General features: G+C 44.7%; 10 protein-coding genes and 28 tRNA genes. 7 read left to right on the top strand and 31 right to left on the bottom strand.

The window, feature by feature from the left end; translation table 11 throughout:
• Nucleotides 1-377: 377 nt before the first annotated feature.
• Nucleotides 378-1,466: a glycoside hydrolase family 3 protein gene (locus RM347_RS27000; protein ID WP_322719752.1), complete on the top strand. Its 1,089-nt coding sequence runs from the start codon at nucleotides 378-380 to the stop codon at nucleotides 1,464-1,466.
• Here RM347_RS27000 and RM347_RS26995 read toward each other — a convergent pair.
• The 27 genes from RM347_RS26995 to RM347_RS26865 form a co-directional block, all read right to left on the bottom strand.
• A tRNA-Lys gene (locus RM347_RS26995) sits at nucleotides 1,467-1,537 on the bottom strand.
• Nucleotides 1,538-1,692: 155 nt separating this feature from the next.
• Nucleotides 1,693-1,775, bottom strand: a tRNA-Ser gene (locus RM347_RS26990).
• 7 nt (nucleotides 1,776-1,782) lie between these two features.
• Nucleotides 1,783-1,856: transfer RNA gene (locus RM347_RS26985), tRNA-His, on the bottom strand.
• 6 nt (nucleotides 1,857-1,862) lie between these two features.
• A tRNA-Ala gene (locus RM347_RS26980) sits at nucleotides 1,863-1,936 on the bottom strand.
• 99 nt (nucleotides 1,937-2,035) lie between these two features.
• Nucleotides 2,036-2,109 (bottom strand) — tRNA-Arg (locus RM347_RS26975).
• A gap of 6 nt (nucleotides 2,110-2,115) precedes the next feature.
• Nucleotides 2,116-2,191 (bottom strand) — tRNA-Val (locus RM347_RS26970).
• Between the two features lie 5 nt (nucleotides 2,192-2,196).
• Nucleotides 2,197-2,268, bottom strand: a tRNA-Gly gene (locus RM347_RS26965).
• 105 nt (nucleotides 2,269-2,373) lie between these two features.
• A tRNA-Thr gene (locus tag RM347_RS26960) sits at nucleotides 2,374-2,446 on the bottom strand.
• Between the two features lie 97 nt (nucleotides 2,447-2,543).
• Nucleotides 2,544-2,616: transfer RNA gene (locus tag RM347_RS26955), tRNA-Leu, on the bottom strand.
• 4 nt (nucleotides 2,617-2,620) lie between these two features.
• A tRNA-Pro gene (locus RM347_RS26950) sits at nucleotides 2,621-2,693 on the bottom strand.
• A 6-nt stretch (nucleotides 2,694-2,699) separates the two neighbouring features.
• Nucleotides 2,700-2,776: transfer RNA gene (locus tag RM347_RS26945), tRNA-Leu, on the bottom strand.
• Nucleotides 2,777-2,935: 159 nt separating this feature from the next.
• Nucleotides 2,936-3,008 (bottom strand) — tRNA-Pro (locus RM347_RS26940).
• 1 nt (nucleotide 3,009) lies between these two features.
• Nucleotides 3,010-3,087, bottom strand: a tRNA-Leu gene (locus tag RM347_RS26935).
• 6 nt (nucleotides 3,088-3,093) lie between these two features.
• A tRNA-Leu gene (locus RM347_RS26930) sits at nucleotides 3,094-3,246 on the bottom strand.
• Between the two features lie 6 nt (nucleotides 3,247-3,252).
• Nucleotides 3,253-3,347: transfer RNA gene (locus RM347_RS26925), tRNA-Gln, on the bottom strand.
• A 3-nt stretch (nucleotides 3,348-3,350) separates the two neighbouring features.
• A tRNA-Gln gene (locus RM347_RS26920) sits at nucleotides 3,351-3,423 on the bottom strand.
• A 5-nt stretch (nucleotides 3,424-3,428) separates the two neighbouring features.
• Nucleotides 3,429-3,503, bottom strand: a tRNA-Asn gene (locus tag RM347_RS26915).
• A gap of 6 nt (nucleotides 3,504-3,509) precedes the next feature.
• Nucleotides 3,510-3,583, bottom strand: a tRNA-Phe gene (locus RM347_RS26910).
• 20 nt (nucleotides 3,584-3,603) lie between these two features.
• A tRNA-Arg gene (locus RM347_RS26905) sits at nucleotides 3,604-3,678 on the bottom strand.
• A 4-nt stretch (nucleotides 3,679-3,682) separates the two neighbouring features.
• Nucleotides 3,683-3,772: transfer RNA gene (locus tag RM347_RS26900), tRNA-Ser, on the bottom strand.
• A gap of 4 nt (nucleotides 3,773-3,776) precedes the next feature.
• Nucleotides 3,777-3,859 (bottom strand) — tRNA-Tyr (locus RM347_RS26895).
• Nucleotides 3,860-3,867: 8 nt separating this feature from the next.
• Nucleotides 3,868-3,938, bottom strand: a tRNA-Glu gene (locus RM347_RS26890).
• 57 nt (nucleotides 3,939-3,995) lie between these two features.
• Nucleotides 3,996-4,067 (bottom strand) — tRNA-Trp (locus RM347_RS26885).
• A gap of 3 nt (nucleotides 4,068-4,070) precedes the next feature.
• A tRNA-Met gene (locus RM347_RS26880) sits at nucleotides 4,071-4,146 on the bottom strand.
• A gap of 8 nt (nucleotides 4,147-4,154) precedes the next feature.
• Nucleotides 4,155-4,227: transfer RNA gene (locus RM347_RS26875), tRNA-Cys, on the bottom strand.
• Between the two features lie 3 nt (nucleotides 4,228-4,230).
• Nucleotides 4,231-4,307: transfer RNA gene (locus RM347_RS26870), tRNA-Glu, on the bottom strand.
• 4 nt (nucleotides 4,308-4,311) lie between these two features.
• Nucleotides 4,312-4,404: transfer RNA gene (locus RM347_RS26865), tRNA-Asp, on the bottom strand.
• Nucleotides 4,405-4,584: 180 nt separating this feature from the next.
• On the opposite strand from RM347_RS26865, the gene RM347_RS26860 reads away from it, so the two are divergent.
• Both RM347_RS26860 and RM347_RS26855 read left to right on the top strand, forming a co-directional pair.
• Complete coding sequence (locus RM347_RS26860; RefSeq protein ID WP_322719753.1) at nucleotides 4,585-4,707, top strand: hypothetical protein; 123 nt, start codon at nucleotides 4,585-4,587, stop codon at nucleotides 4,705-4,707.
• Between the two features lie 199 nt (nucleotides 4,708-4,906).
• Nucleotides 4,907-5,755: a polysaccharide deacetylase family protein gene (locus tag RM347_RS26855; protein WP_322719754.1), complete on the top strand. Its 849-nt coding sequence runs from the start codon at nucleotides 4,907-4,909 to the stop codon at nucleotides 5,753-5,755.
• 33 nt (nucleotides 5,756-5,788) lie between these two features.
• On the opposite strand, the gene RM347_RS26850 is transcribed toward RM347_RS26855, so the two are convergent.
• From RM347_RS26850 to RM347_RS26840, 3 genes are all read right to left on the bottom strand, one after another.
• A complete protein-coding gene (locus tag RM347_RS26850) occupies nucleotides 5,789-6,181 on the bottom strand; it encodes an alr0857 family protein (RefSeq protein WP_322719755.1) in 393 nt (130 codons plus the stop codon).
• 16 nt (nucleotides 6,182-6,197) lie between these two features.
• Nucleotides 6,198-6,704, bottom strand: coding sequence for an HNH endonuclease (locus RM347_RS26845; protein WP_322719764.1), 507 nt, complete (start codon nucleotides 6,702-6,704; stop codon nucleotides 6,198-6,200).
• Between the two features lie 114 nt (nucleotides 6,705-6,818).
• Entirely contained in the window at nucleotides 6,819-7,067 is a 249-nt protein-coding gene (locus RM347_RS26840) for a hypothetical protein (protein WP_322719756.1), read from the bottom strand.
• A gap of 71 nt (nucleotides 7,068-7,138) precedes the next feature.
• On the opposite strand from RM347_RS26840, the gene RM347_RS26835 reads away from it, so the two are divergent.
• The 3 genes from RM347_RS26835 (at nucleotide 7,139) to RM347_RS26825 (ending at nucleotide 10,636) form a co-directional block, all read left to right on the top strand.
• Nucleotides 7,139-7,474, top strand: coding sequence for a hypothetical protein (locus tag RM347_RS26835; protein WP_109011785.1), 336 nt, complete (start codon nucleotides 7,139-7,141; stop codon nucleotides 7,472-7,474).
• Nucleotides 7,475-8,000: 526 nt separating this feature from the next.
• Complete coding sequence (locus tag RM347_RS26830) at nucleotides 8,001-10,019, top strand: GAF domain-containing sensor histidine kinase (protein ID WP_322719757.1); 2,019 nt, start codon at nucleotides 8,001-8,003, stop codon at nucleotides 10,017-10,019.
• Nucleotides 10,020-10,027: 8 nt separating this feature from the next.
• Nucleotides 10,028-10,636 carry an SRPBCC family protein gene (locus tag RM347_RS26825; RefSeq protein ID WP_322719758.1) on the top strand — a complete coding sequence of 203 codons (609 nt, stop codon included), beginning with the start codon at nucleotides 10,028-10,030 and terminating at the stop codon, nucleotides 10,634-10,636.
• Nucleotides 10,637-10,726: 90 nt separating this feature from the next.
• Here RM347_RS26825 and RM347_RS26820 read toward each other — a convergent pair.
• Nucleotides 10,727-10,799 (bottom strand) — tRNA-Glu (locus tag RM347_RS26820).
• A gap of 326 nt (nucleotides 10,800-11,125) precedes the next feature.
• Here RM347_RS26820 and RM347_RS26815 point away from each other — a divergent pair.
• Nucleotides 11,126-13,045 carry a cation:proton antiporter gene (locus tag RM347_RS26815; protein ID WP_322719759.1) on the top strand — a complete coding sequence of 640 codons (1,920 nt, stop codon included), beginning with the start codon at nucleotides 11,126-11,128 and terminating at the stop codon, nucleotides 13,043-13,045.
• The last annotated feature ends 84 nt before the right edge of the window (nucleotides 13,046-13,129 follow it).

Genomic DNA, 13,129 nt, shown 5'->3' with positions numbered 1-13,129 from the left:
CATCAATACAGTAAAAATCAAGACCAATTATATTTTATTTAAGTATTTAAACAGTGAAGTAGCTAGCAGTTATTGCCAATAATTTTGGGTCATTATGGAGTTTTTTTGATGGCGTAACAGAGCAAAGATATATTGAAATAGCAGAATGCTTTTGCGAAAAAACTAATTTTTACCAGCACCAGTAATTATACTGAATATTTTGGCTTAATTCTCTTAGGTTGCAGCCCCTTAAATGTATTCCCATGCTCGGTATAGGAACGAGAATAAAAACCTCCCCTTGAAAGCTCCCCAATCCCCATAAGGATGTAGGATAAAAGTTTATGTCCTCTAGATTAAACAACTCAGTTGTTTACCGCAGAACTTATAGGTAAAAGATTATGAGTGTATCGCAGGAGCTAAAACGCTTTGGGCATCACCTGATTCTGGGTGTTTCCGGCACTACATTAAGCGATGACGATAAACGCGCACTCAGTGAATTAAAGCCGATTGGGGTGATTTTTTTCGCGAAGAACTTTCTGGATTGCACACCTTATCAGGTTTGGCTCCAGAGCTTCAAAGATTTAAACAACGAGATACGAGAATATACTGAACGTGATTCGATGTTTATGACTCTGGATCATGAAGGAGGTCGTGTCATTCGTACACCACTCCCAATCACGCGATTTCCTCATGCGTTGTTGCTGCGATCGCAAGCTTATGAAGTAGCAAAAGCCACAGCGGTAGAATTAAAATCGCTGGGAATTAATTTATCTTGGGCACCTGTAGCAGATATTTTTTCCCATCCCGATAACCCCGTGATTGGGCCTCGCGCCTTTGGTAACACTCCTGAAACAGCTACTCAAGGTGCGCGTGACTACTATCTTGGACTTCGAGATTCAGGAATTTTGGGATGCGCCAAACACTTCCCCGGACATGGAGACACCAGCAAGGACTCTCACATTGAGCTACCAATACTGAATTTAACTCTAGAAGACCTGCGACTTCGAGAACTTGTACCTTTCAGAGCTTTAATCGAAGTACAGATTCCTTTGATTATGACTGTCCATATCTTATTTCCCAAGATAGATCCTGATGTGCCAGCAACGCTTTCCCAGGCTATTCTCAAAACCATACTTAGAGAGGAACTTGGCTTTGAGGGAGTGGTTGTATCTGATGATTTGGATATGAAAGCTATCTCAGATATGTTTATGAAAGCTGGTACTGTGGCGCGGTCATTTCATGCAGGCTGCGACCTGTTTATTGTTTCGCGCAATATCAACTCATCATCTATTGAAAAAACTTATCGGATTGCTGAAGATTTTGCTGATTCGCTCAGTAACGGTAGCTTAGATGAAGCAGTGGTAGAAGCAGCTAGAGAAAGAATTGAGAAACTACTGGCAGTAACACCGCAATATGCCATACATGCTCTGGATAAAGATGTATTATTGCAACATGCTCAACTAGCGATCGCTAGTTCCTATTCATAATGGGTGGTATAGGGGTCGAACCTATTTCTGCGAGTTAAAAGCCCGCTGCACAGCCGATATGCCAACCACCCTAGTTAATTTGAAAAAGAAATGAGCAAGTGCGATCGTATTACATCGTAAATGTTGTAACACCAACACTAGATATAAATCCACCAGGGAGGTACTGCCCCTCCTATTTCTGTGTTATCAGCACAGCGCCTCGCTTTTCGGCTTCAGGTGGAAAAAGAGGAAGACGGAGGAATCGAACCCCTACAGTTGCCTGTACTCCAAGGTTCAAGCTTGGTTGCCGACCATTCAGCAGCATCTTCCATTGAGGGGTATCTGACGGGACTTGAACCCGCTATGACTGGTTCCACAAACCAGCGCCTCGACCACTTTGGCCTCAGACACCATCAGTGGAATCAATGGGAATTGAACCCATAACCTCCTGCTTGCAAGGCAGGCGCTCTAGCCATTTGAGCTATGACCCCATCAAACAAGTAAAAAGAGCAAAGTAAAAACTAAAAAGAAAGAGAAATAATTAAATTCATTCTTTTGACTTTTGACTTTTAACTTTTGAATTGTTTAGGCGGGAGTGGTAGGACTTGAACCCACAACTTTCGAGGTAGAAGCTCGAAGCTCTATTCCATTGAGCTACACTCCCAATATTTGGTAGTCCTGGCAGGATTTGAACCTGCAACCTCTTGCTTGTAAGGCACTTGCTCTACCGTTGAAGCTACAGGACTACGCAAGCGAGTGGAGGGACTTGAACCCACGCACTGAGTGTGGCGCACTCAGATGCTACCGATTACATCACACCCGCAAGTTCAGAGCGGACGGCGAGATTTGTAGCTTGCTTCCCGCAGGGTACTCGCACGAAGACGGTGGAAACGTCTCATGCTGCCGTTACATCACACCCACATCAACAAGCTGGTAACAGGAATTGAACCTGCAACCTACTGATTACAAGTCAGTTGCTCTGCCAATTGAGCTACACCAGCACTGTTTTTGGTGACGGGGGCAAGGAGTTGAACCTGCCGATGTTCAGGTTATGCAGCCCCACGAGCCACCATTGCTCTATCCCCGCATATTCACCAATACCCCTGACTGGATTTGAACCAGCAACCTCTTCGTTCTAAGTGAAGCGCCTCTTCCGTTGGGCTACAAGGGCAAAGTCTGAGTGGTAGGGATTGAACCTACGACCTGGAGTTCCCGAAACTCCCGCGCTACCAACTGCGCCACACCCAGATATTTTGGTACTCCCGACAGGATTTGAACCTGCAAAAAACTAGATCCTCGGTCTAGTGCGTCTTCCGTTCCGCCACGAGAGCTTAGTACCCCTGACAGGATTTGTAGACGCGTTCGCGTTGGCGAAGCGTCTCGTAGAGAAGCGGCTTCCCGTTCGCCGTTAGGCGTTCCCGAAGGGTAGGGTAGCTGCAAAATCTGGACTCTGATTCCAGCACGTATGCCTGTTCCATCACAGGGGCATATCGGGATGGCAGGATTTGAACCTGCGACTCCATGCTCCCAAAGCATGGCTTCTGGCCACTGAATTACATCCCGTTGGTACTCCTGGTGGGAGTCGAACCCACAACCAAACAGATTTTAAGTCTGTCACCTCTTCCAATTGGGCTACAGGAGCAAATTTTGGTACTCTTGGTGGGAATCGTAGACGCATTAGCGAAGCGGTAGCGACGTTCGCGTAGCGTCTCGCAGAGAAGGAGCGTCAGCGGCTTCCCGCAGGGTACCCACAACATACCGTTTTTGAGACGGCAGCCTCTTCCAGTTGGGCTACAAGAGCAGAGTTTGGCAGCCCCACCAGGACTCGTAGCTTGCTTCCCGAAGGGTACCTGGAATCTTCGCCTTCAAAGGGCGCTATGTTGCCAATTACACCACAGGGCTTTATTGCCAGGGCAGGGTTTGAACCTGCAACCTCATCGTTCAGAGCGATGCGACTTACCAATTCGTCCACCCGGCAATGAATGGCTGCCTCAGTAGGACTCGAACCTACAACCGCGCGGTTAACAGCCGCTTGCTCTACCATTGAGCTATGAGGCAACGAAGCCCCCCAGGTCGGAATCGAACCAACGACCTCCTGTTCTTCAAACAGGCGCTACTACCAACTGAGCTACCGGGGGATAAGGAGAAGAGATGATGACGAGAGCGGAGGGATTTGAACCCTCAATTCTTCAGTTTCGTAGACTGAGATGTTATCCAGTTACACCACACTCTCAAAACGGAGAGAACAGGATTTGAACCTGCGACGGATATTAACTACCCGTTTCCTCTTAGCAGGAGGACGCTTTTAGCCACTCAGCCACCTCTCCATAGTGGGTCGAGCAGGATTTGAACCTGCGTGCAAAAAAGAACAGTTTTACAGACTGTCGCCTTCAGCCAGACTCGGCCACCGACCCATAAATCATTCCCTCGACGAGAATTGAACTCGCATCTGTGCTTTGAAAGAACACTGACTTAACCATTCGTCCACGAGGGCATAATTTGCAGAATTTTAGATTAAAAATTTAAAACCTAAAATTCAAAATTGTCTGACACAGGGACTAGGATTTGAACCTAGAACATCGGATTTGGAGTCACGAGGTGTTGCCATTACACCATCCCTGCATTTGGTGGCAGCGGCGGGATTTGCACCCGCATATACCAGGGTATGAACCTGGGGCTTTGCTGGTTAAGCTACACTGCTCGCACCAGAGGTCAGGGCGGGATTTGAACCCGCGCTAATCGGTTTTGCAGACCAACGCCTTACCAACTTGGCTACCTGACCATTTGGGAGTCCCGACGAGATTCGCACTCGCAATCTTCAGTTTGAGAAACTGACGGCTTAAACTATTCGCCTACAGGACTACAACCAGGGTGACGGGACTTGTAGCTTGCTTCCCGCAGGGTACCCGCAACATTTCCGCAGACAACGGAACGCTCTAGCCAGTTGAGCTACACCCCGATTTTTTGGAATCTGTGCCTAAAATTTTAGGTTTTTAGGCACAAATTTTGTTGGTGAACTTGCCCATTTCTTATTTAGTTTTCAAGGTTCAGAAAATTTACTGTTAGAAACTGTTAGGAAAACAACCAACACTCTAGGTAGCAAGCCTGTTGTGTATTACGGATATATTCAGTGGTTTTGATGAGTGCAAACTTAGAACTTTTTTCGTTTATTGCTTCTACTGCCGATGGTTTACAAGTAGGAACAGCTTTATTGACTGGGGACTTTGGTTTATTCCAACGCCTGTCCTTTAGTTGTATGTAGAACATAACTTTGACTCTTGGGAAGCTTGTTTCCAGCTCCACTACATTTATACTACAAAATACTACAAGAGGTGTCAAGGGGTTTCAGAAAAAATTTTTAAAGTTGTCTAAAAAAGCTTCTACGCTTAGGTTTGAACTTAATTAACGACTCTGAAAAATAAAACTACAGTTATGCTTGGTTGAGTTTTTAAAAGCCTGACGTGACAGACAACTCCTTGAAGCGACAACAGATAATTAGTATTGTCGCGATCGCCTCTACGATTACAGCTTGTAGTATTACCCCAGGCATCTCCCCAAAATTGGGGTTGAATCAGCCAATAAGCAAAATCCATATTGCACAAGTTCAAGCTCATCCAGGAAAGGGCCTAATTAATGCCCAACTACCGCCAGCCAAAGTAGAAAACCCTACCTTTACAGTCCCAGCTAAATTTCAGGGAAAAACAGTTTATCAGGTACATCCCAGGAATAACGAAAAGGTTATTGCTCTAGGGATTGATGATGGGCCCTGGCCGAAGACAACCCTAGAAATGCTGGATATCCTGAAGCAAAATGATGTTAAGGCAACATTCTTTTGGGTAGGACAGGCTTTGCAAGCAAATCCCGACCTAGCCAAGCGTGAGGTAGCTGAGGGACACGCCATTGGCAACCATACTTGGCATCATTGGTATCGGCGAATGGATGAAGCCACAGCCAAGAGTGAAATCGATCGCACAGCTGATCTGATATACAAAACCACAGGAGTCAAAACTGCTCTGTTTCGTCCTCCTGGAGGCTTTTTAAACAACGGACTAGCCGCTTACGCCAAAAGCCAGAAAGACGCTGTAATTATGTGGTCACTAACTTCAGCTGATACTGATCCTCACGCCAAACCGCAGGCATTTGTAAATAATGTCCTGAAAGGCGCGAAACCTGGTTTCATTGTTTTAATGCATGATGGTGGTGGCAATCACCAAAGAACTGTAGAAGCTTTGCCACACATCATCAGTGGACTCAAACAGCAAGGCTACCGATTTGTGACAATTCCTGAACTGCTGCAAATGGAGCAATAAAGGTGAGAAATTCTCCTCACCCTCCTATTTCGTTTATTCGCTCATGACAGAAGCACTACTTTCTTGAGCTTCTTGCCAAAGTTTGTGCAAAAAGAACTCAGCGCGATCGCTCATAGTGGTGACAAACACACCGACAGCATCCTTAGAACTATCTGATAGCCAAGAACCCCGCAGGGTGACTTCCATATATTCGGTATCGCAGGCACAAAGGGCAATGATTCCTCTATCATCTCTTTTTACCTCAGCCCTGAGTACTTCTACTCCTGGCAAATCAACAGGAAGCAAAAAGGAAGCGGTATTGGGTTCAATGCATAAACCTTGCCCAACTCGCAGGGCTAAAATCACTCGCTGTGCTACCCATTCTTCTAGCGACAGAGTGAGACATTCCAAATCAAAACTGCTTTCAGTGTAAGTTAATTTCAGCATTCCTTATGCTCTCCTGTTATTCCAGGTTTGCTTGCATATCTATCCAAAACTGTTCAGCAAAAGAAATCGCGGGGTGCATTGGTGCTTTTGGTTTGGTACGCAGTTGCATACCAACTTCAAACAGGGTGCGATCGCCTTTACGGGAGTTACATCTTTCACAAGCTGCGACTACGTTATCCCAAGTGTGAGAACCGCCTTTAGAACGCGGCATCACATGATCTAGCGTTAGATGTTTGGCGCTGCCGCAATATTGGCAACTGTGATGGTCTCGTCGCAACACTTCCCGCCGATTCACAGGCGGAACTTTCCACATCCGCTCATTAGAAGTGATTGTCAAGCGAATGTGTTTTGGCACATCAATTACCAAACTGGGTGAGTGAACTTGCCATCCGGCTTCTGTAGTAAAACCCAGTGGTTGAGCTTTGTTGGTTACTAACAGCACAATCGCCCGCTTGATATTGACTCGACATAGTGGCAAGTAATTTTGAGAAAACACCACCACAGATTGCTCTAACACTTGCATTGCGTTCGCGCCGCGCATGGAAGATATCGTCACAGCTTAACTCCTTATAAAAAAACCCCCGCTTCAAGTTTTCGGTGAAGCGGGGGTTAGAATTGACCGGAAAATTTTCTGGTCTCATATCGGTACAGTATTCCTTTGTCTGTACCCCCCGCTTTGTTCATCTAGTTCTGGTTTTGCAATCAGCGCACTAATGCTGAGATTTCTAAAATCATAATTACCCTCTGTGATTTGCCCATGATTTCGGCTACCATCGCCCATAAATAAATACTCCACTCCCATAGCAGCTGATTCCCAACCGGCTTGGCAATTGGTAGCGCAAAAAGAAGTGGAGATGGGGTAAATGGATTTCACAGAAAATTTCACCTATTGAACATTCCTTTAAACATACTACACTTGTATTACTATCCTGTCTATACCTTTAAGGAGAAAAAGTGATGCATACGATCGCCCGCACCCCAACCACCGATATGGAAGTTACCAGCATCCGCCTAGAGCGGGAACTCAAAGATAAACTCAAAGAAATAGCTGGGAATCAGGGATATCAAGCTCTGATCCGAGATATCCTTTGGAATTATGTCCAGCAAAAATCAGGTGAGTGGAAGCCTCGATTTTCGCGAACCGACATTCGAGCTAGCATAGCTGCCACAGCTCAGCAAGAAGAACGCTGTGTACTGACAGGCCAACTAATTCAACCCCAAGAACCAATGTTGTTAGGACTGACGAGGAATGGCGATATGGTTCCTCTGAGTGTCGAGAGTTTGGCTGGATAGTCTTATATTCAGACGAATGCAGCCCAATTATTAGCAATAATAATTGGGCTGCATTCAAAATTTAGCTTCGTTAATATTTTACTGAGAGTTACGGAGACAAAAAAGTAGCTTGTTAAACCTACTAACTTACTTTACAAATTTTAATAAAAATTTATAAAGCAAGTTAAGTAATTTTACGTGATAGAAAGGGCAATTTTGCTGTAATTCCAGAGAAATTACGGTTTATGTATACTTACAGACGGGATAAAGTTAGTAAATTATTTCAATCTAGAGCAGTCAAAAATAAGCTAACTGAAGCATTTATAGGATATCTTAAGTATTTTATTACTTATGTACCAATGTAGCAATTTGCTTGATACAGTGGGAATTTGGCCATCTGAGATAGAAAAGGGCTATAACAGGTGAGAGAAAGTATTCATACAATATTTGTCAATTATCAGGATGTAGCAACACAACTAACGGTGAAGAATATGCCAAGAAGTTGGGTGCAAAAACAATGGGGTTATTATCCGAGGGCGTGCCAATAATGAAAAAGCCTTTATCGTCGCCGCCACATTACGTAGATGGCATAGATCGACTACAACCTTACCAAGTCAAGCTGATGCAGCATCAGGAAGAACCTGCCCGCGAGTTGGTACAAAAAATTAACCAGATCATTGCCAATAGCTCGGTGACGGCATTGATGCTGCAAGATATTGCCCAATTGCTAGGAGTTGCTTTTCAAGTAGATTGCTGCTGCTTGGTTTCAGTGACGGGTGAGGCATCCGACGAAGCAACTACTAGTAATTGGTGTGCTGATGAGTATCTAGGGTTGCCACACCCAGAAGAAATGTTTTCGATGGAACAGTTGCTTATGCACTCGCCAGTGCTGCAATGTGCTGCTGAACCATTGACTATTGAAGATATTTCTATCATCCAGAACAGTTTGGTAATTGGGTGTCAATATTTGCCACTACCGATAAAAGCAGTTTTGGCAATTCCCACCCGGTTTAGTGGCAATAATAATGGAGTGATTAGTCTGATTAAATTCCAACCATACGAATGGAGTGAATCAGAAAAACAATTGCTCAAAGAAGTGGAGTCGGCTTGTGCGATCGCTTTTTCTCGCATAGCACAAGCCCAACTAATTGCTCATCAAGAGCAGTACCTGCAAAAGAGCAAGCAGTATCAAAGCTTGATCAAGCAATTAACTATATTGAGTCGCAGCAACTTGGAGCTTAATCAAATGCTCCAGTTAGTTATCGCCTCTACTGCCGAATCTCTACAGGCAGATCGGGGTTTGCTCATATTACTAAAATATACAGATCCACTATTTAGGACTCAAGCTAAAAAACAAATTCCTAAAGCGAAAGCTAGAGTAGTCGGTGAATGGGCTAAGGAAACACAAAGTTCCCGCACTACTAAACTAGACAACTTAGATCAGTCTTTCTTGGTTTCAGACTGTGGTTTATGTCAGCGTGCCTTCATAGATTCTGGAAAACCAGTAATCTTTGATGACTATACAGAACAAAACGAGACCTCGTCAGCTGCTCCATTATTTGCAGTAGAGGAATTGCCTGCGGTACTTTTAGTGCCATTAGAGAGTCAAGGTAAAATCTTAGGATTCTTGGTGCTACAACAATCTGTGATTCGCAGTTGGCAAGCAGCAGAATTAAATCTTGTAGAAATGGTTTGTGCTCAAGTGAGTAACGCCATAATTCAGTCACAGACACTGCGCCAAGTGCAAACTTTGGTAGATGAGCGGACGGCAAAACTCCAGAGTAGTCTGGAACTCCAAGCAAAATTGCATGAAAGAACCCGCCAGTATGTTGAGCAGCTACGGAAACTCAATGAACTCAAAGATGAGTTTTTGAGCAACATGAGCGATCGCTTGCGCTATCCGCTGACAAATATGCTGATGTCAATTCGTAACTTGCGTTTGCCAGGAATAGCACCAGAACGCCAAGTTAGATATCTGGATATCTTAGAGCAGGAATGTTCAAAGGAAATCAACTTGATTAATGACTTGTTGACACTCCAGAAACTAGAGTCGCCTCACGAAGCCCCGCAATTAGAATCTATAGATTTAAATACTAGAATCCAGGATATAGCAGCATCTTTTGAGAAAAAACTCGCAGAGAAGGGATTAAAGATCGCTGTAGATTTACCAGAGGATTCGCTAAAACTGCAAACTGAATTGGAGAGTTTTGACCGCATCCTGCAAGAGTTGTTAACAAATGCCTGTAAATACTCAGAGCATGATACTATCGTCCACTTGCAAGCTTCTCATCGAGTTGATCAACAAATTGATCAAGTTATCATGAAGGTAACGAATACAGGACGTGCCATCTCCGAAGAAGAAGCGACCTACATCTTTGACAAGTTCCGTCGCGGAAAAGGGCGTTGGACTCCAGGAACTGGCTTGGGACTTGCTCTAGTCAAGTCTTTAGTGCAGCATTTGAATGGAGCGATCGCTGTTGAAAGTCTCCCAATCTCGGATTCTGAACAGAGCGAAATTTGCTTCACCCTGACTCTGCCCCAATTTTCTGACGAAAGCAAACCATAATTCTGAAAGTGACTAAAAAACAGAACGCAACAGAGAACCTTGATTTCCAGTCTCCTAGTGATGACATCAACCTCGAAGGGGATTTTACTGCTGATGCAGTCGCTTTGGCAGCGAAGGTAGAAGTCGAAATTGAGAAAATAGCAGAGCGACAGCGACAAATTACCGCTAAAGTCCAAATTCCTCAACCAGTGGAACAAATCTGGAAGGTTCTGACAGATTATGAAGCCTTGCCTGATTTTCTCCCCAACCTTGCCAAGAGTCGCCTAATCGAGCATCCCAATGGTGGGATTCGACTGGAGCAAGTAGGCTCTCAGCGGTTACTGAACTTCAACTTTTGTGCGCGGGTGGTTCTGGATTTGGAAGAATACTTCCCCAAAGAAATTAATTTCCGCATGGTAGAGGGAGATTTTAAAGGCTTTTCTGGTAGCTGGTGCTTAGAGCCTTATTCCCTTGGCGAGTATGTAGGAACAAATCTGTGCTACACAATTCAAGTTTGGCCTAAACTCACTATGCCAGTGGGAATCATTGAAAATCGCCTAAGCAAAGATTTGCGGTTAAATCTCCTGGCTATTCACCAACGCGTAGAAGAGTTAGCGAGTCAAGAACCATATGCATAGTTAAACTATCATTCAGGAAAAAGCCTGGATGATAGTTTTGCTTCTTAGACTTCAAGCAAAAGTATTTTTTGCTTTTTATTATTTTTTAAGTACCCCCAGGGGAATTCGAATCCCCGTTACCTCCGTGAAAGGGAGGTGTCCTAGGCCTCTAGACGATGGGGGCATCGGACTCAGACCTTTTATAAGGTAACCAATTTCCTGGGCGTTGTCAACAGCTTTTGCCAAAAAAAGTTTGTGACAGCTAAACTGGGTGGAGTCAAATGCTTGAAAAGGATACAAAGATATGAAGACACACAAAAAAGTCCGTACATGCTTCTGCGGAAAGCCGCTGGGTGCATCAACGTCCGGCGCTCGGGACTTTGAGAGACGCTCAGATCGAAAAAACGCTAAATACAGCAAGGAACAAAGGGTATGATGTTGTACCCTGTAGAGTTAATATCTACGGTTTTTTACAAAAGATTTTGAAATAAATGGCTCAAAATCTACAACATGGAAGCATCTTTTGAAATCACCCTACAGATGGCGATCGCCGTCCTTGCAGGCATTAGCGCCCAAGTGCTGGCTGCATACTTTCGGATACCCAGCATTGTTTTGTTATTGCTGTTGGGCATCCTCTTTGGCTCTGATGGCATCGGGCTGTTGCATCCCCATTTGCTAGGCACTGGATTGGAAGTGATTGTTGCCCTAGCAACGGCAATCATTTTGTTTGAAGGCGGACTTAACTTGGATCTGCGTGAGTTAGGTAGAGTTTCAGTCAGCCTGCAATTGCTCGTCACTCTAGGAACGCTGATCACACTGCTTGGTGGGAGTATGGCTGCTCACTGGCTGGGTGAATTTCCCTGGAACATAGCTTTTCTCTATGCTTCCATCGTTGTGGTTACAGGCCCAACCGTGGTTGGGCCTTTGCTAAAACAAATCAATGTCGATCGGCAAGTGGCAACACTTTTGGAAGGAGAAGGGGTTTTAATTGACCCTGTAGGAGCTATCCTCGCCTTCGTTGTTCTCGATACCATTTTGAACGGCGATGCTGACCCTATCAATGCGATCGTCGGTTTGCTGATCCGCCTGGGTGTTGGTGCGGCAATTGGTGGTGCTGGCGGTTATCTGATGAGTTTGATTTTTAAACGCGCCAGTTTTCTGTCATTCGAGCTAAAAAACTTAGTGGTGTTGGCGATACTTTGGAGCCTGTTTACCTTATCGCAAATGATCCGCAGTGAATCGGGAGTAATGACAACAGTAGTTGCAGGAGCAGTTTTTGCTAACTCCTCAGTCCCAGAAGAACGTCTGTTGCGGAGCTTTAAGGGTCAGCTGACAATTCTCAGCGTTTCGGTGCTATTTATCTTATTAGCTGCTGACCTATCCATTGCCAGTGTGTTTGCTTTAGGTTGGGGTAGTTTATTCACTGTTTTGGTATTAATGTTTGTCGTTCGCCCAATTAATATCCTCTTGTGTACTTGGAACAGTGACTTAAACTGGCGACAAAAATTGTTTTTAAGCTGGGTTGCTCCTAGAGGAATTGTTGCTGCCTCCGTAGCTTCTTTTTTTGCGATTTCGCTGACACAGCGCGGCATTAACGGCGGTGATTCCATTAAAGCTTTAGTCTTCCTGACAATTATCATGACTGTTGTCTGCCAAGGGCTAACAGCTGGCTGGGTTGCTAAATGGCTGCAAATCACTTCCAAAGACGTAACTGGGGCAGTGATTGTGGGTTGTAATCCGTTAAGTCTTTTGATTGCCCGCTTCTTTCAAGAACGGGGAGAAAACGTGGTCATGATTGATACTGACCCCGAATGTCTTGTGCAAGCCGAGGCGCAAAATCTGCGGGTGATTGCTAGCAGTGGGCTTGATGCTGCTGTTTTGGAAGAGGCAGGACTTGCCTCTATGGGTACTTTTTTGGCTATGACAAGTAATGGCGAGGTGAATTTTGTTTTGGCTCAACGAGCAGCTGAGGAATTTAAGCCGCCGCGCGTCTTAGCTGTTTTCCCGCGCGATCCGCAAGCGAATATTTCGGTTAGTAATAAAGTTAATCAAGCTTTTATTCCAGACTTAGCGATTAAAACTTGGAATGAATATTTGAATGATGGGCGCGTCAAGTTAGGGACAACTACGCTAGATGAGTTGGAGTTTTCTACTCAATGCGATCGCATCCAAGAAAAGATTCGGACTGGGGTGTTGATACCGCTATTGGTAGAACGAGAAGAACGTTTACAGGTAATACCAGCTAACCAAGATTGGGAAATTGGCGATCGCATTATTTACCTGTTACATGACCCCAGGCCTAGCCTTTTAAAACGCTTATCGGGTGCTACCCAATCGACTCCCCTCTCTTTAGAAAAGTTACCAGAGGTTGAAGACCTATCCCTCGCCCAATTGTCTCAACTTTCTACTAGTGAAGCTCCTGGGGGATGAGGGAGAGGGGGCTAGTAAGTCAAAAGGTAAAAGTAAAAAGTAAAAAGAAAAGAATTAAGAATTAAATTTCAAGACTTCATCAGT

Source organism: Nostoc sp. ChiQUE02 (genome assembly GCF_034531305.2).
Lineage (GTDB): Bacteria > Cyanobacteriota > Cyanobacteriia > Cyanobacteriales > Nostocaceae > Nostoc.
This window is presented reverse-complemented; position numbering and strand designations above follow the sequence as displayed.

What these genes read in the sequence shown, in the direction of transcription:
- RM347_RS26815 (WP_322719759.1), top strand. Translation starts at nt 11,126, where the DNA reads ATGGAAGCATCTTTTGAAATCACCCTACAGATGGCGATCGCCGTCCTT.
- RM347_RS26845 (WP_322719764.1), bottom strand. Translation starts at nt 6,704, where the DNA reads ATGCAAGTGTTAGAGCAATCTGTGGTGGTGTTTTCTCAAAATTACTTG.
- RM347_RS27000 (WP_322719752.1), top strand. Translation starts at nt 378, where the DNA reads ATGAGTGTATCGCAGGAGCTAAAACGCTTTGGGCATCACCTGATTCTG.
- RM347_RS26860 (WP_322719753.1), top strand. Translation starts at nt 4,585, where the DNA reads ATGAGTGCAAACTTAGAACTTTTTTCGTTTATTGCTTCTACTGCCGAT.
- RM347_RS26835 (WP_109011785.1), top strand. Translation starts at nt 7,139, where the DNA reads ATGCATACGATCGCCCGCACCCCAACCACCGATATGGAAGTTACCAGC.
- RM347_RS26830 (WP_322719757.1), top strand. Translation starts at nt 8,001, where the DNA reads ATGAAAAAGCCTTTATCGTCGCCGCCACATTACGTAGATGGCATAGAT.
- RM347_RS26850 (WP_322719755.1), bottom strand. Translation starts at nt 6,181, where the DNA reads ATGCTGAAATTAACTTACACTGAAAGCAGTTTTGATTTGGAATGTCTC.